Here is a 22,065-nt window from a genome sequence, read left to right as displayed (position 1 = left end):
GTGCCACGCGATCTCGCGCCGCGTGGAGCGCACCTCCAGGTCGGGAGGCATCTCCGGCTCCCTGATCTCGACGGAGACGCGACACCTGCGCGCCGTTACGCCTGTTACGGCCGTTACGCCGGTGTGACAGCTGCAACCGCGCAGCTTCGAGCAGCTTTTCCAGCGGACTTCCTGGGAGGAGGGTCTGGTCAGCCAGCGGTTCCGCTGAGGCGCTCACCTGCTCTCGTTCCCGTCATTCTCGTACGGTGGTCTGGCGCACGTCGCGGCGCCATTGGCACCTCGGTCGGTCGGCGAACGACGGAGCGCCGCGTGTGGGTGCACGGCGGCGCGGTCGTTGCTTGCCGCTGCCGTTGACAGCGGCGCTTGCATGCATCGTTAACGCGGGCTCGTCATGGAGGATCGCATGAACACTCTGGTTCAACGCGCGATGACGCAAGCATGAGCGCTCCTCCGGAGTGCCCGGTGTCCGTCGGGGAGATCATCGCCGACAAGTACCGGGTGGAGGACGTCCTGGGCAAGGGGGGCATGGGCATGGTCGTCAAGGCCACGCACATCCAGCTCAGGAAAGCTGTCGCGATCAAGTTCCTTTTGCCGCAAGCCTCGTCGGAGGTGGTCGAGCGGTTCCGGAGGGAGGCCCGGCTCGCGGCCTGTCTCTCGAGCGAGCACGTGGTGCGCGTCATCGACGTCGCAGACCTGCCGAGCCGCCAGCCCTACATGGTGATGGAGTTCCTCGAGGGCAAGGACCTGTCGCGCGTGCTCCGGCAAGACGGTCCGCTGTCCATCCTCGAGGCCGCCTCGCATGTGCTGGGCGCGTGCGAGGCGATCGCGGAGGCGCACGCGATGAACATCGTGCACCGCGATCTCAAGCCGGCGAACCTGTTCCTCGCGAATGGAGCAGGCGGGCTCCGGACCGTGAAGGTCCTCGATTTCGGGATCTCGAAGGCCATCGGCGACGCCGGAGACGGGGAGCAGGAGCTGGGGCTCACCAAGAGCTCGGCCCTGCTTGGCTCACCTCTCTACATGAGCCCGGAGCAGCTGCGATCGGCCCGCCATGTCGATCCGCGAAGCGACATCTGGTCCGTCGGGGCGCTCTTCTACGAGATCTTGACGGGGCGAGCGGCGTTCCCTGCGCAGTCGCTCGCCGAGCTGGTCGTGTGGGTTCACGAGGAGCCGCCGACGCCGCCGAGCCAGCTGCGCCCCGACCTGCCGCAAGGGCTCGAGCAGGCGATCCTGCGCTGCCTCCAGCGGAACCCGGCGGATCGATTCCAGAACATCGCCGAGCTCGCATGGGCGATCGCGCCCTTCGGTCCACCGGAGGCCGCGCGGTGCGCCGTCCGTGCCTCGCGGCTCCTGGGACTCCCGCTCCCGCGATCCGCGGCGCAGGCGCACGACAGCAGGCGGCCGCCCCCGAGCTCCGCCGTCCTCGTGGACCCCTCCGCAGGAACGTCCGTGATCCCGCAGGAGCCCGCCCCGGACGCGGATGCGCCGATCGGCATGGAGTCGACCATCCGAGCAGACAATGCAGGCTCCGACAGATCGGGTACGCCGGCGGAACGTCGTTCTCCTGCGTTCCATGCGGACGGCGAGAGCACGCCGCCGAAGGTAGGACCCATGCGCACGCCCGAGCCGGGGAGGGCCTCGAGGGAGCAGAGCAAAGGCCGGCGTCCGGATACATCCAGAGAGAAGCTGGCCGCGATCATCGCCACCGTGGCGACGCTCGCCGGCGGCATCGCCGGCGCGTTCAGCTTCGTGCCGCGGCGAGCAGGAGACGTGGCCGAGGCGGGGCTGGTCGCGCCGACGATTCGTCATGCTGCTTCCGAGGTGCATCCCTCGAAACCGATGCCGGTCGCAGCGGAGGCCTCTTCCAGCGCAGATTTGGCGGCGCAGCAGGATGCCCCCGACGCGGAAGCACAATCGACAAAGCCGGAGAATGCCTCTCCGGTCAGACCGAGAGCCCCGGAAGGTATGCAGCCGAAGCCGCCTGTGTCGACATCTCACAGTGACGGTCCTGCGCCGAGCAGCCCCACGCCTCCACCTGAATCGACCGAGGACGCATTTGATAAGCTCGGCGAAAGAACTCGCAGCCAAGTCGGCGGCCCTTGAGACGAAGGTCATCAGAAATGAGATCATTGACACCCATGTGTCTGCGTTCTGGAATTCAGCTGAGCCTCGTCGCGGCCTCGATCGGGCTCTCAATCGGCCTCAGCGCTGCACTGGCTGGCGCGCAGGACCCCCCACCGGAGCCTCAGCGTGGGCTCGAGGGCAGCCCGCCAGCTCCTGCTGCGACCGCGGTGCCGCCTGCTCCGGCAGCAACCGGGGCCACGGCGGAGGCTGCTCCGCCAGCCGCGGCGCAGCTTTCGGTCGAAAGTCGTCTCCACGGCCCCGCGCGGGTCGATTTCATGGCCGGAAAGACGCTGCTCAAGAGTAAAGACTACGCCAACGCGCTCATCAAGTTCCGCCAGGCCTACGAGCAATCGAAAGATCCCGAAGTGCTCTGGTTCATGGCTCGCTGCGAGCAGCTCCTCGGGCACTATACGCGCGTGGCAGATCTGGCGTCCCAGATCGAAAAGCACCCCAGCTCGTTGGTGACCGCGGCAGACCGGCAGGACGCAAGAGAGCTGGCGCAGGCGGTGGCGCCGTACATCAGCCTGATGACCATCGCCGTCGACGAGGCAGGCGCCCAGGTCTTCATCGATGGCGAGCCCCGCGGGACGACTCCGATCAAAGCACCGCTCCGCATCGACGTCGGCACGCGGCGAGTTCGCATCGTCAAGGCTGGATTCAGGAGGTACGAGCGTGTCGTGGAGATCTCCGGTGAGAAGCCGCTCGACCTTCATGTGAGGCTCGTCAGGAAGGTGCAGAGCGCTCGTTTGCTCGTCACAGCCGGTCCCAACGAGCTGATCGCCCTCGACGGCAGGGTCGTCGGCCGGGGGCGCTGGGAAGGCACGGTGCCGGTGGGCGGGCACACCCTCCTCGTGACCGCGCCTGGCATGCTCCCGAAGGAACGTGAAATTTCGCTGCTGGACGGCGAGGCCCGACGCGTCGCGATGCCCCTCGACACAGCTCGCCCACCGCGTGGAGGACCGGTCTGGGTGTGGACCGCGGCCGCTGCGGTCCTGACCGCCGTGGCGGTGGGCGGCATCGCCAGCATCGTACATTCAGAGCTGGAGCCGTCGAGGAGCAGCCCTGACGTGAATGTTATCTACCCATTGCGATGAGGAGACGACGTGATGACGCGAAGCATGATGACACCGCAGCGAATGGCGCCACTGGGCTGCCTGCTCGGCGCGCTTGGAGCCGCAGCGTGCGCTCCGTCAGGAAAGCTGGAGGTTTACATCGACACAGATATGGGCATCCCCAACAACGTGGATACCGTCTCTTTGATGGTGTCGGTGTCCGGCTCGGTGAAATATCACAACTCTTTCTCGGTCTCGAGCACGAACGAGCTCTACCCCAGGCTCGTCATCCCGGGATCGATCGTCTTCGACGCGCCGGAGCCGGATCCGCTCGAGCCGGTGACGGTGGAGGTGTCAGCCTGGAGCGGCGGCGAGGACGGGGAGATTCTAGGTTACAACAAAAGGGTCGTCACGGTGCCCGAGCATGAGTCGTCGACCACATTCGTTCCGCTCGAATTCCTCTGTGCGACGAAGGCGCTCAAGCGAAAGGATGTGATCTTCAAGTTCGGGAAATCTGCTTGCTCGGACCAGGAGACCGATCAGGCGTGCGCGTTTTCGACCTGCCTGCCGGTCGATGTACTATCGGAGATCGCTGACTATGACGCAGCCAAGGGCGCGCTCGACTGCTTCGACGTTCACAAATGCTTTGACGCCTCGCACACCCCCACGGACAGGATCGACATCCCGGCGGAGGGGGAGCCGTGCGTGTTCCAGCTGAAAGGCGACAGCTCGCTGCGGGAGAGTTTGCTGGGCAAGAAGTTCAGCGATATCAATGTGGCGATACAAATGAAAGATAAAGAGTCTGGAGGGCGCTGGGGGATATGCGATGAGCGAGATAGGAATTGCCGGGTCGCCCCGATCATCCCCGAGTTTATTCACAAGGAGATCAAAGGGCGCGAGATCACCGACAGCGTGACTTTGCCGGAAGACGTTTGTGCTGAGCTCCGCAAGTACAAGGACGACGTCTTGGGCGTGCTGTTTGCTCACGCGACGCCTGAATGCCCACATCGGACGCAGCAGCGGCCCTTGTGTCGTTCGCAGCTGGACTAGCCTGGCACCACCGTCTGCTGACGGACCGTCAGGAGGGCGCTCGAGGAGGTCGACGCGCTCGTCTCCCGTACGCCGCCACGGCGACGAGGAGGAGCGTCGAGAGGTAGGCGCCCTCCTGCGGCTGTGCGGCCGACGCGCAACCGGCGCCCCGGAGGATCAGCTCAGGCGTGCACTCACCCGCCTGACACGTACCTCCCGGGCAGAGAGTACCGTCGGGCACTGCCCTTGGCAGGCACATTCCGTATACGCAGGACGTCTGCTCCGCACATTCAGCAGGGCAGTCTTCGGCGGTCTCGCAGCTCGTCGTCGTATACGGTGCATCCTCGCCCGTCTCGCCGCTCGCCGCCGCCGGCGTGGAGGCCGCCGTGAGGAGCGCCGCCCCGCCAGCCGTGGCCCAACGAAGCGCGCGTCGGACGCGGATCCGCCATTGGTCTGCCCGTCCGCGCGAGCTGGCGATCGTTTCCGCCGAACATCGCCGGAGCGATGGCTCTCTTGTCTCTGCGGCGTACGAGCGTCGTTCTGAGTCGATGACCCTCTCCATGTGACCTCTCATTGGCGATGAGAACACCGATCCGCTGGACGCCCATGTCGAGCGCCTGCGTGCTCCTGCGCGTCGAAGTGGTCGCGCGCGGACGGCGTCGACGTCGACAGACCTAACCCGGTCCCGGGCTCACGCCCGTCGGTGGGCCGCCACCTGCCGCGTCCGGGCAGCCGTTCGTCGTGCGATCCTTGCTGGGCTTGCCCCTTCGATCAGGGCAGGCGTCCACCGCGTCGGGGATGCCGTCGTCGTCCGGATCGTCCACGGAAGGGCACCCGTTGCTGTGCCAGCTCTTCGTCCGGACGCCCCGTTCGTCGGGACACGCGTCGTCCGGAGCCTTGACGCCATCGCCGTCGGGATCCACCTCCGGGCAGCCGCTCTGCGCCGAAGCGGAGCGCTGCGGCCCGGATGCGTAGGGGCAAGCATCGGATGCGTCGGCGACGCCGTCGCCGTCGGCGTCCGGGACCCGCTCCTCTTCATCCTGGGGCAACTCCCAGCTCAGCGCCGCGACGATACGGGAGGCGGGGGTCCCGATGCCGCTCGTGAGCCCCGGACCGGCCGCCAGGCCCGCCGAGACGCCCGCGAGCAGACGGACGCGCGCGCCAAAGAGAAGCTCGATGTTGTGTCCGATGTCCTGCCTGATCGAGCGATTCGCGTCCTTGATGTAGACGAACTCTCCCGGGAGCTGGGGCTTGTACTCACGGCCCTTGAACGCCGCCGTCACCATCGCCTGGAATGTGGTCGCCGCGCTCAGCTCCGTCGACAGGAACAATCTCCCGCCCCAGAAGGACAACCCGGCGCCGCCGCCATACGTCAGCGCGGAGGCGCTCGCGGAGTCGTGGAACAATCCGCCCAGACTGATGGTCCACGCAAAGATCTCGCCTCTGCCTCCGAAGAGCAGGTGCGGCGCGAGGCATAGACCGCCATTGCTCACGAACATCCCCGCCTCGCCGGTAGGGAGGTACACGTCGGTCCCCAGGGAGAATTGAGAGAAGTCTCCATCCTCCGTCCCGCTCAGGCGAACGCGGGCTCCCACACGGATATCGCTCATCGCGGCCGAGGGCGGCGAAGGCAACTGCATGTTGAAGGCCGTCGGCCGCTCGCCGCCCTGGTCGACGACGACCGGGATCACCGCAGAGACGAGCAGGCGGTCCCAGAGCGAGAACGAACCGCTGAAGTGCAGGAACGTCTGGTGGGTGACGACGGCGCCGCGCTCGGAGCCGAGCTCCAGCACGAGCGGCTCATCGGCATGGTCGATGAACACCGCGGCTCGCGGGACGATGTGCCCGCCGATCGTCGGGGACTGTACCTCCTGAAAGGGATCTCCGACGGGAGCAGGTGAGAACCGGTTCAGCCCGATGTCGCCGAGCTCCTGGGCGTGGGCCTGCGCGCCGCCCAGGAGCAGGGCCGAACCAACGAGTGCCATCGCTCGACCGAGGCGTCTAATCATGCCCCAACATGCTAGCGCGCCGCATCGCTGGCCTACAATCAGGATTCAGGGCCTGGCCTGTCTACCAAAGTGGTACGAGCTCCAGAGCTGGAATGCGGCGAGGGGCGGCGCGCCGCCGCCCCTCCGAATCCGAGCCGGCTCAGCTCGGACGATTCGCCTTCTCGGACGCCGTCGTGCCTCCGCCCGCCGTCGCCCCCTGCCCGCCGGCCATCTGCGCCGCGGACCCGCCGCCGCTCTTGATCTGCACCGTGCGGCCGCGCTGCTGTTGCTGCGGCAGCTTCAGGCAGACCTCGAGGACGCCGTTCTCGAACCTCGCGTCCACGTCGTCGGCCTGCACGCCCTGGGGCAGCGGGATGGAGCGCATGAACGAGCCGTAGCTGCGCTCGCTGTAGCTCACGCCCTCGCGCTGCTCCTGCTGCTCCTGCCGGCGCTCGCCCTCGATGATCAGCGCGTCGTCGTGGAGCTGCACCCGGATGTCGTCCTTCGTCACGCCCGGGAGATCGGCCTTCACGACGAGCTGACCGTCGCGCTCGCCCACCTCGATGTGCGGCGACCAGAGGCCGCCGCCGAACGACGAGAGACCACGACCGCCGCCCTGCTCGGCAAGCGAGCGAGGCTGCCTGAACGGCGACAACGTCCCACCGAAGCCGAAGTCCTCGAAGATGCGATCCATATCCTCCATCATCCGGCGCATCATCGTGAACGGGCTGAAGACCCCGCCCGCCCCGCCGTACCGCCCGAGCTGACCGCCGCCTTGCTGGCGCTGCAGCCCGGTGGACGGACCGCCGGCCCCCAGAGAGGATGTCTGTCCCGTCGCCTGGCTGCTGGGCTTGCCCTGCTGCGACCTGGCCACAGGAACGTCTTGACCCGCTTGCTGACGCTGCTGCTCCGCCATGGGAACCTCCTTTCAACGAGGAGTCATTGCAAACATAAGGCCGCATCGCCATCGCGAAAGGGCGCGCCGATGCGACGGCTCCCGTCGTGCGACGTCACATGGCCGAGCGCGCGCCGTCGCAAACAGCCGCCATGAGCCCGCCTGCGGGGAGCGCACCCCGCGCGCCGGCGCCGGACCGGGCACGACGGGCGCGGACGAGCTCGACGCTGCGCACGCGCGACGCGCGCTCGCGCCAGGCATCGCCGCGCAGGGGTGCCCGGCTATCGCCACCGCCTGGCGATCTCCACGAAACGGTGGAGGCTGTACGGCTTCTGCAGCACCGGACGGCTGAGATCGGACTCGCGCAGCCCTGCCTTCCCGTACCCCGTCACGAAGACGAACGGGATGCCCCGTTCCATCAGGATGTCGGCCACGGCATAGACCTTCTCGCCAGCGATGTTGATGTCCAGGCTCGCCCCATCGATCGGCGCCTCGCGGGCCAGGCGGATCGCGTCCTTCATGGTCAACGCCGGGCCGATCACCACGCAGCCGAGGTCGGTCAAGACATCTTCCAGGGACGAGGCGATCATCGGCTCGTCCTCGACGACGAGGACGCGCAGCCCCTCCAGCTCGCGTGGGCCCTCGGGATCCGGGAGCATCATGCGGCCACGCGCTCCAGCGGCAGATGCATCACGCAGCGCACGCCCTCGGGCACGAAGTCGAGGCGCACTTCCCTGGCGAGCTGGCGCCCGAGGTCGCGCTCGATCAGGCGCGAGCCGAAGCCCCGGCGGCGCGGCGGCCGTACCGGCGGCCCGCCCATCTCCCGCCATTCGAGCCAGAGCAGCGGCTCGCGCCCGTCCGCGCTCACGTCCCATGCGATCTCGACGCGGCCGGACGGCTGCGACAGCGCCCCGTACTTGGCCGCGTTGGTCGCCAGCTCGTGGATCGCCATGCCGAGCGTCACCGCCGCCTCGGGGCGGAGGCGCACGTGCTCGCCGATCACGTGAACCCGATCGGCGTCGCAGTCGGCGTGCGGCGCCAGCTCGGCGCACACGATGTCGCGGAGGCTCGCGCCCTGCCAGGAGGTCTGGTTCAGCAGGTTGTGGGTCTGAGACAGCGCCAGGAGCCGCGCGAGGAACGCCTCCGTGAACGCCCTGGGCGAGTCCGCCATGCGGAGCGTCTGCGCGGCGATCGCCTGCACGATCGCCAGCGTGTTCTTCACCCGATGGTTCAGCTCATTCAACAGGAGCCGCTGGCGCTCCTCCGCCTGCTTGCGCTCGCTCACGTCGAGGATGAACGCCACCCCCTGGTCGTCCGACCCTTCGAACCGCACGCCGCCGAGCAGCACGGGGACGCGGCTGCCGTCCTTCCGGCAGAACTCCTTCTCGAAAGGCCGGAACTGGCCGGTCAGGGCGATCTCGTCGACCGCCCGCTGGGTCACGTCATGCGACTCCAGCGGTGTGCTCTCCGTCCAGTAGATCTTCTCCGAGGCGAGCTCCTCCCGGCTGTAGCCCATCATGGCCAGAAAGGCGTCGTTCGCGTCGAGGATCCTGCCGTCGAGGTCCCAGAAGGCGATCCCGATGATGTTGGCGTCGACGAGGCGCCGGATCCGCGCCTCCCGCTCGCGCAGCGCCAGCTCCACCCGCTTGCGCTCGCTGTTCTCGCGCTGGAGCTCGGTATAGAGGCGCGCGTTCTCCAGCGAGATGGCGGACTGGGAGGCCAGGAGCTCCAGCATCGCGATGCGATCGGCGGTGAAGGCGCGCGGGGTCAGGTTGTTCTCCAGATAGAGCACGCCCACGAGCGTCCCCTGCTTCACCAGGGAGAGGCAGAGCACCGAGCGGGGTCGCCGCTCGCGCACGTAGGCGTCCTCCGAGAACTGGTTGGGCACGGCGGCGTCGTCCAGGATCACGCTCTCCCGCGAGCGGGTCGCGTAGTGCAGGAGGGAGATGGGGAGATCGGCCGGGGTGACGGGCGCCTGCCGGAGGGTGACCTCGACCCGGCCGCGCCGGGTGACGACCTCGGCCTCGACGTCGTGCTCGGCGCCGCGGGGGCGGATCAGGAGGCCTCGCTCGGCGCCCGCGTGCTCGATCACGATCGTCAGCAAGGTCTCGATGAGCCGGTCGAGGATCAGCTCGCCCGAGACCGCCTGCGACGCCTTGAGCACGGTGATGAGGTCGAGCCTCGCGTGCGGCGCATCGAACGGCGGAGCAGGCCCGGCCGCGGCCTGCATGCGCATCGCCTCCGGCCGGAGCGCGTGCGAAAAATCCCTCTCGAGGCGCCGCATCGCGCGCGCGGCGCCCCAGCGACCATAGAGGCGGTGCGCCTCGGTCATGTAGGCACACGCGACGAAGGTCCTGCCCAGATCGAGGTAATGGCGGGCGCAGAGCTCGTTGGCGAGCGCCGCGTCATGCAGGAACTGGCTCTCCCGGGCGGCCATGATCCCCTGATCGTACAGGGCGCCCGCGCCCTCGCGCCGCTCGCTCCGGGCGAGCTCGGCCTTCAGGATCGAGGCGCGGTGACGGTGGCTCTCCGGCCCGAGGGCCGCCCAGGACTCCACCTTGCGCGCGCACTCCCGGAGCCTCGCGAGGTAGGCTTCCCTGAGCGCAGGGGCGGCGGTCCCGGCGGCCCGCGAGAAGGCCAGTCCACCATAGAAGTAATAGCAAGGGCTCGCGTGCCACGCGGCGAGCATCCCGAGGCTGCCGGGGTCGGCCCTGCCCCAGAGCGCCGCCACCTCCTCGTACGCGCCCTCGAAGACGCCGGCGATGACCTCGAAGACGTTCAAGAAATAGAGCGACGCCCGGTTGTCGATGCGGCGGGCCTCCTCGGCGACCGCGCCGATGTCGACCCACGCCCCCCGCCTCCAGTCGCCCCCGGCCGGCGCGCCCAGGTGCTCGCTGAGCTGCGCGACGGCCCCGACCATCCACGTGATCGTGTTGAACTCGTCGAGCTTGCAGAGCGGCGCGTGCAGCCTCGCCTCCTCGAGGACGTCGTGGAGGTGCGCCCCGCGGAGCAGGGCGTTCACGCTCGCGTTGCACGCGTTGTAGAAGGCCCAGATGTACTGTCCTGTCTCGACGCCGGCGTGGATGCCCTTGCGCAGCGACGCCTTCGAGCTCTCGTAGGTGTCCATCCAGTGCTGCACCCACGCCCCCCACATGTTGCACAGCATGGATTCGGACTTCGCGTCCGGGCAGCGCTCGTTCAGGCGGACCGCCGCCCGCCCGAAGGCGTAGCCCTTCTCGATGTCGAGCCCGGCGCAGAGGAACGTCCCGAAATTCACGTAGGCGTAGATCGAGCTCTTCGAGATGCCGTGCAGGAGCGAGCCCTGGAGCGCCTTCATCACCGTGATGCCGAAGTTGTTCGTGCCGAGCTGGTAGGTCGGCGAGAACATCTCCTGAAGGAGGTCCTGGAGGGCGGCGATCTCGGGGTCGTCCAGCGCGGGCAGGTCGACCAGAGACGCGATGGGGCGGTCGCCGATGATCTCGAGGGTCCGCGCGAGCTCGGCGGCGAGCGCGCCGTCGTCCGGATAGGGCGGCAGGTGGATGTCGTAGGCGCGCAGCGCGGCGAGCCCCTCGTCCATGGCGGCGGGCAGATCGTTCTTCAGGATCTCGACCTTCATCTTCAGGCGCCGCACCTCCGTCTGGTGGCGGCGCCCCTCCGCCCTGTCGAAGGTGACCGTGAGCGTCGCGAGCGCGTCGTCGTGCCGCCCGCACAGCGACTGCAAGAGGCCCTTCTTCGTGTGATAGAGGAACGCCAGCTCGTAATCGGTGGTCCACGCGTCTGCAGGCAGCATGGCCATGCCGTGCTCCAGGTACTTCAGCGCCGCGGCGAAGGCCGCCGACTCCTCGGCGCGCGCGGCGGCCTGGAGGTTGAGCCGGGCCGACTCCATGCGCTCCTCCGGGTCCTTCATCAGATCGCCCGCGCTGTTCAGGTGATCGACGACGTCGAACAGGTCGTGCCCCCTGTCGGAGCGCAGCTTGCCGAGCAAGAGCCTCCCGATCCGGTAGTGGAACGCCGGCCTGTCGCGCTCCGGGATCAGCGAATACGCGGCCTCCTGGATCTTGTCGTGCGCGAAGCGAGCCTGCCCGTTCGCGCTCACGATCAGGCCCTCGCCGAAGGCGTGGTCGAGGCTCGCGTACGTCTCCTCGGGGGCGCGCTCGCTCACGGTGTTCAGGACGTCGAGCTCGAACGTGTTGCCGATCGCCGAGGCCAGCCGGAGCACCCGCTGCGTCGCCGGCGGCAGGCGCCGGATCGTCTCCGCCATGAGGCAGAGGACGTTGTCGGTGCACCCGAGCCGCTCGATCTGCCGCAGATCCCAGCCCCAGCCCCTCGCCGGATCGAAGACCAGCGCCTTCGCGTCGTAGAGGTGCCGCATGAACTGCTTCACGAAGAACGGATTGCCTGCGGTCTTCTTCAGGACCGCGGCCGCGAGCGGGCCCCCGTCGGCGGTCTGGAGGCTGTCGCGCACGAGCTCGGTCAGGTGGCCCAGCCCGAGGGGCGCGAGGACGATGCGCCGCACCCCGAGGCCGCCCTTCTCGAGCTCCTCCAGCGCGACGAGCACGGGGTGGGTCGGGCTCACCTCGTTGTCGCGGTAAGCGCCGCAGAAGAAGAGCGACTCCACGCCGTCCTTCGCGAGGATGCTCTCGATCACGCCGAGGCTGGCCGAGTCCACCCACTGCAAATCGTCGAGGAACACGGCCAGCGGGTGGGCGTGCCGGGCGAACACGCAGACGAATTTCTGGAAGTAGAGGATGAAGCGGTTCTGGGCCTCCACGGGGCCGAGCGCGGGGACGGGCGGCTGCTCGCCGAGGATGTGCTTCAAGGACGGGAGCACGTCGCAGAGGACCTGCCCGTTGCTCCCCAGCGCCTCCAGGATGGCGCCGCGCCACGCCGCGATCCGCTCCTCGCTCTCGGAGAGGAGCTGCTTGATGAGCCCGTCGAACGCGTGGACGAGGGCGCTGTAGGGCCTGTCGCGGTTGTACTGATCGTACTTCCCGCTGATGTAATAGCCCTTCTCGCGCGCCAGCGGCTTCAGGATCTCCTGGACGAGCGACGACTTGCCGATGCCCGAATAGCCCGAGACGAGGACGATCGTGCGCTTGCCCCGGAGCACGTCGTCGAACGAATCGATGAGCGCCCGGATGTCCCCCTCGCGGCCGTAGAGCTTCTGGTGGAGCCGGAAGAGGTCTCTCCTGTCGTGCTGGCCGGGGCTGAACGCCCCCGAGAGGCCGCTGCTCCGCCGCCGCGACCGGAGCTCTTCCAGATCGGCCTTCAGCCCCTCGGCGCACTGGTAGCGATCCTCGGCGTTCTTGCTGAGGAGCTTCATCGCGATCGCCGAGAGCGCGCCGGGCACCGCCGGGCTCGCCTCCGACGGCGGGACGGGCGCCACCGCGATGTGGGCGTGCATCAGCTCGAGCGGGTCCGCCGCCTCGAACGGCCGCCGCCCGGTGAGCATCTCGTAGAGCACGACCCCCAGCGAGTACATGTCGGTGCGGTAGTCCACGCTGCGGTTCATGCGGCCGGTCTGCTCGGGCGACGCGTAAGGGAGCACCTCCGTGAGGACGTGGCGGGAATAGATCTCCTCTTTCTCGCGCGTCACGAGGGCGTCGACGTCGAAGCCGGTGAGCTTCACCTGGCCGCCCTCTCCGAGCAGGATGTTCGGGGGCCTCACGTCGCCGTGGATGAGGCCGTGACGGTGGATGTCGGCCAGCGCTTCGGCCACGGGGATCACGGCGTCGAGCACCGCGAAGACGTCGAGCTCGCCTGCCGCCGCCGAACTCCGCGTCGAGGAGAGCGGGGCGCCCGGGAAATACTCGGTGAAGAGCACCAGCCCGTCTCCGTGCTCCTCGACGGCGTGCACCTTGAGGACCCTCGCCGAGTCGATGCGCTGGATGACGCGATAGGCGTGCTTGAAGCGGAGGATATCGCCGATCCGCGTGTAATCGGCGTACAGCATCTTCATCGCCACCTCGAGCCCGTCGGCGTCGCGGCGGGCCCGGTACATGGCCGAGCCCGCGCCCTCGCCGATCTTCGCGGTGACGTGGTGCCCTCGGATGCGGGTCGCGCCTGGCTGGATCGGGAGGTGCGTCATCGCGCCGTCCTCGCGCCCGCCGCCCCGGTCCCGCCGGGGCAGCGCCGCGCACCGAGCCGTGCGCCGCGCGGCGAGCGCCCTGATCGGTGGATCGATCCCGCAGGCGAGACGCGCCCCCCCATCGCGTGCGTATGAGCCTTCCGCACGCCCTGTCAACCGGGCGCGCGGCGCCGGCGGCGCTGCGCCTCAACAGGCGCGGGGCGGAGACGGGCGCGGTCGCCGCGGAGGAGGCGCGGCGGCCGCCTCGCCGGTCACCCTCCTCCGCGCCGCGGGCGTCACGTCACCCAACGAACCGCAGGATCAGCTCCGTCAGACCCGCCGCGAGCAGCAGGAGCAGCCCGCCGACGAAGCCGAACAGCGTGAACCGGTCGTCCCGCCACCGCGGCCGGAGCGGCACGATGTCCCGCTCCGGCAGCACGACCACCCTCATGGTCGCGTGGATCGGCAGCCCCCCGGGCCGCTGCGCGACCGCCACGTGCGGCGGCTGCGCCAGCCCCATGTTGATGAACCGCGTCACCCCGGCGCGGAGCCGGTCCCCCATGCCGGGCAGCGCGCTGCCGATCGCCACCGCGCGCAGCCACGGCGCCCGCTCGAACGCGTTCTCCATGGCGAGCGCCCCGAACAGCTGCCGCAGCCGCGCCATCAGCGCCCGCACCTCGGCCAGGTGCTGGAACGCCCGCATCCGCGCGTCGGGCGGGTCCTCCGAGCTCACCCGCGCCAGACAGTACGACTCCAGCCGCGCGTTCAGCCCCTCGAGCTCCTGGAGGATCCGCGGGGCCGCGGCGCCCGGGCCCGCCTCGAGCGGGAGCGTGAAGCCCCAGGGCTCCTCGCGACCGCGCTCGTGCGTCCACTGGAACACCTCGGCGAAGCCCCACAGCGTGTCGTAGCGCGACAGCACCACGTAAGCCGGCACGTCGGCGCGCAGCGCGCGGCCGACCTCGATGAGGTACGCGCGCATCCGGTTCGCGTACGCCTCGACCCCCTGCTCGTCGAGCTCGGCGAAGTCCGCGATGCTCAGGACGAGGAGGATGCCGTCGATCGGCTCGCGCTTCCGCGAGCGGCGCAGCTCGTCGCAGAGCTGCGCGAGCTCGGCCGGCTCCCGCCGCGGGCCGAGCACCGACGCCTCGGGCTCGATGAAGAGCGCCTCCTTCGCCAGCCAGTACGAGCACCGCGCCCCGGGCACGCCGATCTGGAGCGGGGCGCCGCCCGGGGGCCAGGTGAGGTTCATCGCGCGGATCACCGTGGAGCGGCCCGAGCCCGGCTCGCCGAGCACGAGGTAGCAGGGGACCGCGTAGATCCCCTGGTCGCTGTCCGGGTTCGCCTGCTGGACCAGCGCGTGGACGCTCGCCAGCTCGTACACGAAGGAGCCGCTCATCCGATCATCCGACCTTTTGCGCGATCGTCCACCCGAGCGCGACCGCGCCGCCGATCGCGACGAGCGCCGCGAGGGCGCGCCCGACCAGCGCGGATTGCCACAGCGGCAGGTTGGGGAGGTGCTGCGCGTCCACGCCGTCCACGCGCGCCGGCCGGAGCACCCCGCCGCTCCAGTCGCGGTCCGGATCCACGCCGAGCTTCAGCGAGAGATCGCGGCGGATCCGCAGGAGGTCGTCGGCGCTCTGCCCCGGCAGCCCGTAGCGGCCGCGGAAGCCGAGGCCGAGCACGCAGGCGTAGGTCGCCATCACCGGCAGCGGGCCGCTCCGGACGCGCTCCAGCCGCTCGAAGAGCTCGACGCCCGCGTTGTTCGTCATCCACCGCGCCGCCTGGAGCGGGCGCTGGGCCCAGACCGGCCGGAGGTCCGGCAGCGACATCGCGAGCTCGTCCGCGAAGGCGGCGATCGCGAACATGCCGTCGTCGACCGAGGCGATCGGCATGTCCTGCGCGAGCTTGGACCCCTTGAGCTCCTCGAGCAGCAGGTTCGCTTGCCGCAGCACGTGATCGGCCGGCGGCCGCCGCGGGGATTGGCGGAGCATGCAGAGCCAGAGGAGCATCTCCTCACCGAAGACGCCGATGGAGGTTTCCACGCGGCCGCGAGCTTACGCCAGGCGCGCGTGGCCCGTCGACCCGGGCGCGCGTGCGCGTCCGCGCGCTCGGGCCGACGGCGCGGCGAGCGCCCGCTCCGTCCAGCCGCGTGTCGGCTCCGCGTCAGCCGCGAGGCGCGCCCCGCCGGCCGTCGGCGGCTCCGGCGCGGCGCGGCGCGCTGGAGCGCCGCGGGTGCACCGGAGCGTCGACATCCGGGGAGGGCCGTGCCTATGCTCCCGCCGCTTCTCGAGCCCCCTTCGAGAGCTGCCGGGGTCGCGCGGAAGCGGTCCCTTGAGGAGAGGTCATGTCGGAGATCCAGAGCGTCATCGCCCGCGAAGTCATCGATTCGCGCGGCAACCCCACCGTCGAAGCCGAGGTCACCACGCTGAGCGGCACCGGCCGCGCGGCCGTGCCGAGCGGCGCGTCGACCGGCGAGCACGAGGCCGTCGAACTCAGGGACGGCGACAAGAAGCGCTACCTCGGCAAGGGCGTGCTCACCGCGGTGAAGAACATCGAGACCGTCCTCGGTCCGGCCATCCTCGGGATGGATGCGCTCGATCAGGCCGAGCTCGACCAGGTGCTCATCAAGGCGGACGGCTCCGCGAACAAGTCGAAGCTCGGGGCCAACGCGATCCTCGCCGTCTCGATGGCCGCCGCCCGCGCCGCCGCGGACACGGTCGACCTCCCGCTCTGGCGCTACCTCGGCGGCGCCGCGGCGCGCGTCCTGCCGACGCCGCTCATGAACATCCTGAACGGCGGCGTGCACGCCGACAACGGCCTCGAGATCCAGGAGTTCATGATCGTCCCCTACGGCGCCGAGTCGTTCGCCGAGGCGCTGCGCACGGGCGCCGAGATCTTCCACACCCTGAAGGGGCTGCTCAAGAAGGACGGCATGGTCACGGCCGTCGGCGACGAGGGCGGCTTCGCCCCGCGCCTCGCGTCGAACCGGTCGGCGCTCGAGTACGTCGTGCGCGCCATCGAGGCCGCCGGCCACCGCCCGGGCGAGGACGTCGGCGTCGCGCTCGACTCGGCGCTCAGCGAGTTCTACGACGCGAAGACCGAGCGGTACACCTTCGACAAGCAGCAGAAGACCCGGGAGGAGATCGTCTCGATCTACGAGGAGCTCAGCAAGGCGTTCCCGATCGTGTCGATCGAGGACGGCGTCGCGGAGAACGACGAGAAGGGCTGGCGGCTGCTCACGGAGCGGCTCGGCAAGAAGGTCCAGCTCGTCGGCGACGACCTGTTCGTGACGAACCCCGCGCGCCTCTCGAAGGGCATCGAGGACGGCCTCGCCAACGCCATCCTCATCAAGCTGAACCAGATCGGCACGGTCACCGAGACGCTCGAGTGCATCCGCCAGGCGGCCGAGGGCGGCTACCGGTCGATCATCTCGCACCGCTCGGGCGAGACCGAGGACACGTTCATCGCCGATCTCGCGGTCGCGACGAACGCGGGCCAGATCAAGACCGGCTCCGCGTCCCGCTCGGATCGCGTCGCGAAGTACAACCAGCTGCTCCGGATCTCGTACGCGCTCGGCGATGGCCAGATCTTCGCCGGCCGCAAGCCGTTCCGCCGCCCCGCGGCGCAGCGCGCCAGCTAGAGCGCAGGGCGGCGCGGCCTGGCGCGAGGCCGCCGCGCCGCCGGGTCGGGGCGCCTCCGCCCAGGAGAGCGCCACGACGAAAGCGGGAAGGCGGGAAGATCGTTGATCTTTCTTCCTGCCTTCCCGCCTTCGTGTCCCCCCGCCGATCCGATCACCCTGGCGAAGCGCCAGGGGGGCTCGACCTCGCTGCGGCTACCAGCGGTCGCGCCCGCCGCCGCCGCGGCCACCGCCACGGCCACCGCCGCCGCCACGGCCACCGCCGCCGCCGCCGCCGCCGCGGAAGCCGCCCCCGCCCCCGCCGCCGCCGCCGGGGCCGCCGGTGCGCTCGCGCGCCTCGTTGACCGTCAGGGTGCGGCCGTCGAGGTCCTTGCCGTGCAGCGCGTTGATGGCCGCCTGCGCCTGCGCGTCGCTCACCTCGACGAAGCCGAACCCGCGGGACTGCCCGGTCATCCGGTCCGTCATCAACTGAATCGACAGAACCTCGACGCCTGCCGACTCGAACGCGTTGCGCAGGTTGTCTTCCGTCGAATGGAACGCCAGGTTCCCCACATAAAGCCGCTTGCTCATGTCTGCCGCCAATCCCGTTGCACGATCCCCGCTTCCCTCGCGGACGGCCCGGATCGTGCCGCGGGCCGCACGCGAAAACGCTCCCCGACGACCGGCCGTCACCCCACGTTCGGAAGAGGCAACCACGTTGCAGCAGGCGGCCGGATCAGAGGTCGAGGACGAACGAGCCTTGAGGCGTCTCGAAGCTACCGGCCGGCGGCGGGGTACGCAAGGTATTCCCCCAGGCTGGCCGCGTCTGCCTGGTCATGCTCCCCCCCCCGGGCGGGCGCTCGGCGGCGGCGCGCGGGGGCCTGCAGCCGGGCATGGTAGCCTGCCCGTTCGACGCTCAACCTGGAGATCACACCATGAGATCACGCGCGTTTTCCGCGAGGACAGGCTCGCGCACGGGGCACCGAGCGACGCTCCTCCTTGTCCTCGCGACGGCGATCGCGGCGTCCGGGGCGGCGTGCTCCTCGGGCGACGGGGTGTCCGGGAGCGGCGCGCAGGGCGGCGGCGCGTCGGGGAGCGGCGCGCAGGGCGGCGGCGGCTCCTCGAGCAGCGGCGCGGTGGAGGGGCTCGTCGCGCTGCGCATCGAGCCGGGCGCAACCTCGGTCGAGCTCGCGTTCCGCGAGACCGCTTCGGCGCAGCTCAAGGCCGTCGGCCGCTTCCAGGACGGCGCCGAGCGCGACGTCACCGCGCTGGTGACCTGGACCGCCGACGACCTCTTCGTCCACGTGAACGAAGGCCAGCTCACGACCAGCTCCCCCGGACGCGTCCGGGTGACCGCCGCGGACGGCTCCCTCAGGGCGAGCGCCGACGTCACCGTGAAGCTCGCCGGCGAGGTCGCGCTGCCGGGCGCTCCCCCCGGGGCGAGCGCCGCGTTCGGCGGCGCCCCGGCGGCGGCGAACGCCCCCGCGATCGCCTATCCCCTCGACGGCGCGCTCTTCCCCTCCAACATCGGCACGGTCGAGCTCCAGGTCCGCAAGGGCAGCGCCGGGCAGAGCGTCGGCCGTATAGAAATCTTCGGCGATTTCATCAACTTACGCATCATCGGCGCCTGCGAGGCGATCCCGGACGCGGGCGGGTGCGCGATGGCGCTCCCGGCGGAGATGGTGCCGATGCTCGTGCGCACGAGCGAGGGCGAGGCGATGGAGACGCGCGTCCGCCTCGCCGCCGAGGACGGGAGCGAGCTCGGGGTGAGCGCGGCGATCGACGTCCGGTGGGCGAGCGCGGCGCTCTCGGGCGGCCTGTACTACTGGCGCACCGACGGCACGTCGCTCCAGTCGGCCGCCATCTACCGCTACGATCTCGACGACGCGGCGAGCCCGCCCGAGCTGTTCTGGGAGAACGAGCAGTCGCCGCCGCTGGCGAACGGGCAGGAGATGCCGTGCATGGGGTGCCACGCCCTCGCGCAGGCCGGCGACAAGATGGCGCTCACGTTCGGCGGCAGCGGCCCGTCGTCGTTCGCGCTGGTGGACGTCGCGACCGCGGAGATCATCGCGCTCCGCAACACCGACCCGGACGGGTTCGCGACGATGACCACCTTCTCGCCGGACGGCGAGCTCATGGTCAACGCCTTCCGCGGCGCGCTCACGCTCCGTCGCGCCAACGAGACGCTCGAGGCGTTCGGCGACCTGTTCGGCGAGGTGGGCGAGCGGCTGACGCAGCCGTTCTGGTCGCCGGACGGCAAGCACCTCGCGTTCGTCGCGTGGCAGCCGGGGGAGAACGGCGCGGGCCCCGAGCTCTACGGCGACACGGTGCGGGGCGCGCAGATCCTGGTCGCCGCCTCGGACGGGGAGGGCGAGTTCGACGCGCCGCGCGTGCTCGTGCCGCGCGAGCAGGGCCGGACCCATTACTATCCCGCCATCTCCGATGACGGCGCCTGGGTGGTGTTCAACACGTCGAGCTGCGACGGGCCTCCGGGCAACGGCGCCGCCGGCAACGACCCGTGCGACGCCTACGACGACAACTCCGCGCGCCTCCAGCTGATCCCGGTCGCGGGGGGCGCGCCGGTCGACCTCGCGCGGGCGAACGGCGGCGACACCTGGGCGAACTCGTGGCCTCGCTTCGGGCCGGGCCACGACATCTACCGCGGCAAGAACATCTACTGGGTCGCGTTCTCGTCGCGGCGCCCTTACGGCCTGCGCCTGCCCGGGTCGACCGACGGCACGACGAAGCCGCAGCTCTGGTTCGCGGCCGTGACGCTCGCGCCGGGCGGGGCGATCCAGGGCGACCCGAGCTTCGCGCCGGTGTGGATGCCCCAGCAGAACGACGACATGACGGACCCGACGGGGAACCACATCCCGCAGTGGGCCGAGAAGGCGCTCCCCGTGCCGCGGTGAGGGCGGCTGGGCGGGGCAGGCCTCGGCGCCGCGGCCGGGCGCGTCCCGGAGCGCGGCCCGCTCAGGCGGCGCGCGCCGCGGCCACGGCCGCGCGGGGCTGCACGACGCCCCAGCCTTGCCGCTCGAGCGGGATGCCGGGCAGCCCGCGCGCGGTCTTCATCAGGATGCGCCGGCACTGCTGCGGGGACAGGCGCGGGTTCGCCTCCAGCATCTGCGCCACGACGCTGCTGACGATCGGCGCGGCGAAGCTCGTCCCGTCCACGTGCTTGTAGTGGCCGGAGATCACCTTCTGGTCGCGCAGCTTGGCGGCCGCGAGCTGGCGCACGAGGTACGGCTCGCGCCCGGCGACGGCGTCGAGGTCCGGATCGACGCACGCGTGCTCGACGAGCAGCCCCGGCAGATCCTCGTCCCGCGCGCCGTCGAGCAGCGACAGGAGCTGCGCCTGCGCCGCGGTCGGCGTCCCGGGCAGGATGGGCGCCGCCAGCCAGATCGCCGGGGCGATGATCTCGGGCTTCTGCAGCCCGTCGAGGGTGAGCCCGTACGACGAGTGGTAGTGCCACGTCTGCTCCCCGGCGCCGCCGTCGTCGAGCCCCCCGACCGCGATGACGCTCGGCGCGCTGGCCGGCGGGAGGACGTTGTGCGCGGCGTCGTGCCCGGCGTTGCCCGCGGCCGCCACGACGACGATGCCGTGGCGGGTCGCGTCGTCGGCCGCGCGCGACAGGCCGCCGGTCAGGTACGACTCCTCGTAATCGCCGCCGCACGAGATGTTGAGCACGCGAATCCGGTGCTGCTCGCGGTGGGCGATCACCCACTCGATGCCCCTGCGGATGTCGTCGTGGACGATGCGGTGCGCGGAGCCGACCTTGACCAGCACGACGTTCGCCTCCCAGGCGAGCCCGCGGAAGCGCCCCCCCGAGAGCGCGCCGTTCCCGGCGGCGACCACCGAGGTCATCATGCCGTGCCACGACGAGACGTCGGGGCGCTCGAGCGCGGAGAGGTCCGCTTCGGGGGCGAAGAGGTCGTGGTAGGCGAGGATGCGGCTGCGCGGCGTGACGAGGTCCGGGTGGGCGTAAAAGCCGGAGTCGAGGAAGGCGATGGTCACATCCCGGCCTGCATAGCCGGGCTCCGCGTGGAGCCGGTCCGCGATGGGCAGGATGCGCCGGTGATCGAGCGGCATCGGCGCCATGCTAGCTCAGCGGCTCGCCGCCGAGGCCCTCGCCCGCGCCGTGGAGCGCGGGATTCCGTGCGGGGGAGCGAGCTGAGCTGCGGTGGCGACGAGGGTGATGGCGATGAGGACGATGCGAGTCGTCGCCACGGCGGCGCGAGCCACAAGGCTGCTCGGCCCGTCGGGCCTGGGCGCCTGTCGCGTCAGCGGGCGCGATCGCGCATGTACTGTCCGGGAGTCACGCCGAACTCACGCTTGAAGAGCCGGGTCAGGTGGGCCTGGTCCGCGAAGCCCAGCCGGCGCGCGACGTTGAGGATATCGGCGTCCCGCGCCTCGAGCGCCTGCCGGGCGCGCTCGAGGCGCCGCCGCATGACGTACTGGTGCGGGGCGACGCCGAGGGATCGGCGGAACGCGCGGGCGAAGTGCGCCGCGCTCAGCCCCGCGGCGCCGGCCATGCGCTCGACCGTGAGCCCCTCGCCGAGCTCCGCGTCGACAAGCTCGAGCGCGCGCTGGAGGGCGCCCCGCGACAGCTTCCCGCCGCGCGCCGCGAGGGCGGGCGCCGCCTTCACGGCGAACGTCGCGGCCATCTGCACGGCCAGCGCCGTGGCGAGGGCGTCGACGAACACGGCCCCGCTCGGGCCCCCGCGCTCGGCCTCGGCCGAGAGGGCGCGGACGAGGTGCTCCAGCTGCGGGGAATCGACCGAGTAGGCCCGCCTGAGCTCGCGCTCCTCGGGCTCCCCGAGCACGCGGAGCACCTTCTCGGGCTCGAGCGTCACGATGGCGAAGCTCGCGGGCGCCGCCACGCGGTGCGTGAACGACTCCCCCGCTGGGCAGAACCAGAGCTGCCCTGGCGTGAGGGTGATCTCGCGGGGGCGCCCGTCGACGACCGCCTCGAAGGTCAGCGCGTGAGGGTCGGTGTTCAGCGCGAGGTAATGCGCGCGCACGGTGAGATCGTGCACGTCCCACGACGGGTTTTCCCCCACCTCGACGTGCACCTCCGGCCAGCCCAGGTGCGCGCTGGAGACGTGGATGCGCGCCGACGCGAGCGCGTCGACGGGCTCGGACGAGCTCGAGGCGACGAACGGAACCGCGCTGCGACCTCTCACCCGCCCGACTTTACCTGCCCTGGCGGCGCGAGGCGAACGGCGCAGGTCCCCTCCGCGCAGGTTTCTTCAACGGCGCGCGCGGGCTTCGTTCAAGCGCGGGGCGCCGCGCGG

At 70.6% G+C, this 22,065-nt stretch carries 14 protein-coding genes; 5 read left to right on the top strand and 9 right to left on the bottom strand.

From position 1 onward, the window contains the following. Positions 1-438: 438 nt before the first annotated feature. The 3 genes from WMF26_RS43730 to WMF26_RS43720 all read left to right on the top strand — a co-directional run bounded on the left by WMF26_RS43730 (position 439) and on the right by WMF26_RS43720 (position 4,226). Entirely contained in the window at positions 439-2,103 is a 1,665-nt protein-coding gene (locus WMF26_RS43730) for a protein kinase domain-containing protein (protein WP_437997553.1), read from the top strand. A gap of 296 nt (positions 2,104-2,399) precedes the next feature. Next, positions 2,400-3,218: a PEGA domain-containing protein gene (locus WMF26_RS43725; protein ID WP_437997552.1), complete on the top strand. Its 819-nt coding sequence runs from the start codon at positions 2,400-2,402 to the stop codon at positions 3,216-3,218. 9 nt (positions 3,219-3,227) lie between these two features. Further along, complete coding sequence (locus WMF26_RS43720) at positions 3,228-4,226, top strand: hypothetical protein (protein ID WP_437997551.1); 999 nt, start codon at positions 3,228-3,230, stop codon at positions 4,224-4,226. Positions 4,227-4,879: 653 nt separating this feature from the next. Here WMF26_RS43720 and WMF26_RS43715 read toward each other — a convergent pair. From WMF26_RS43715 to WMF26_RS43690, 6 genes are all read right to left on the bottom strand, one after another. Further along, positions 4,880-6,190, bottom strand: coding sequence for a thrombospondin type 3 repeat-containing protein (locus tag WMF26_RS43715; protein WP_437997550.1), 1,311 nt, complete (start codon positions 6,188-6,190; stop codon positions 4,880-4,882). A gap of 163 nt (positions 6,191-6,353) precedes the next feature. After that, the gene (locus WMF26_RS43710; RefSeq protein ID WP_437997549.1) at positions 6,354-7,109 is read right to left on the bottom strand and encodes an Hsp20/alpha crystallin family protein; all 756 of its coding nucleotides are present in this window, start codon (positions 7,107-7,109) and stop codon (positions 6,354-6,356) included. Positions 7,110-7,369: 260 nt separating this feature from the next. Further along, entirely contained in the window at positions 7,370-7,750 is a 381-nt protein-coding gene (locus WMF26_RS43705; RefSeq protein ID WP_061626751.1) for a response regulator, read from the bottom strand. Further along, on the bottom strand, positions 7,747-13,176 hold the full coding sequence (locus tag WMF26_RS43700) for an AAA family ATPase (RefSeq protein WP_437997548.1): 5,430 nt from the start codon (positions 13,174-13,176) through the stop codon (positions 7,747-7,749). The genes WMF26_RS43705 and WMF26_RS43700 overlap by 4 nt, the downstream gene beginning before the upstream one ends. A 280-nt stretch (positions 13,177-13,456) precedes the next feature. Beyond that, the gene (locus WMF26_RS43695; RefSeq protein ID WP_437997547.1) at positions 13,457-14,551 is read right to left on the bottom strand and encodes a type VI secretion system protein; all 1,095 of its coding nucleotides are present in this window, start codon (positions 14,549-14,551) and stop codon (positions 13,457-13,459) included. 4 nt (positions 14,552-14,555) lie between these two features. Beyond that, positions 14,556-15,197, bottom strand: a complete 642-nt coding sequence (locus tag WMF26_RS43690; protein WP_437997546.1) for a DotU family type IV/VI secretion system protein — start codon at positions 15,195-15,197, stop codon at positions 14,556-14,558. A 302-nt stretch (positions 15,198-15,499) separates the two neighbouring features. Between WMF26_RS43690 and eno the strand changes: the two genes are divergently transcribed. Continuing rightward, on the top strand, positions 15,500-16,795 hold the full coding sequence (gene eno, locus WMF26_RS43685; RefSeq protein ID WP_437333981.1) for a phosphopyruvate hydratase: 1,296 nt from the start codon (positions 15,500-15,502) through the stop codon (positions 16,793-16,795). Positions 16,796-16,987: 192 nt separating this feature from the next. On the opposite strand, the gene WMF26_RS43680 is transcribed toward eno, so the two are convergent. Further along, positions 16,988-17,362, bottom strand: coding sequence for an RNA recognition motif domain-containing protein (locus WMF26_RS43680; protein ID WP_437569191.1), 375 nt, complete (start codon positions 17,360-17,362; stop codon positions 16,988-16,990). Between the two features lie 344 nt (positions 17,363-17,706). Here WMF26_RS43680 and WMF26_RS43675 point away from each other — a divergent pair, with 344 nt between their 5' ends. Then, a complete protein-coding gene (locus WMF26_RS43675) occupies positions 17,707-19,683 on the top strand; it encodes a TolB family protein (RefSeq protein ID WP_437997545.1) in 1,977 nt (658 codons plus the stop codon). Positions 19,684-19,744: 61 nt separating this feature from the next. Here WMF26_RS43675 and WMF26_RS43670 read toward each other — a convergent pair whose 3' ends face one another. Both WMF26_RS43670 and WMF26_RS43665 read right to left on the bottom strand, forming a co-directional pair. Next, positions 19,745-20,860, bottom strand: a complete 1,116-nt coding sequence (locus tag WMF26_RS43670) for a S8 family serine peptidase (RefSeq protein ID WP_437997544.1) — start codon at positions 20,858-20,860, stop codon at positions 19,745-19,747. Between the two features lie 191 nt (positions 20,861-21,051). Beyond that, positions 21,052-21,954, bottom strand: a complete 903-nt coding sequence (locus WMF26_RS43665; protein WP_437997543.1) for a helix-turn-helix transcriptional regulator — start codon at positions 21,952-21,954, stop codon at positions 21,052-21,054. Positions 21,955-22,065 lie beyond the last annotated feature (111 nt).

The organism is Sorangium sp. So ce185 (assembly GCF_051526825.1).
Lineage (GTDB): Bacteria > Myxococcota_A > Polyangia > Polyangiales > Polyangiaceae > Sorangium > Sorangium cellulosum_D.
This window is presented reverse-complemented; position numbering and strand designations above follow the sequence as displayed.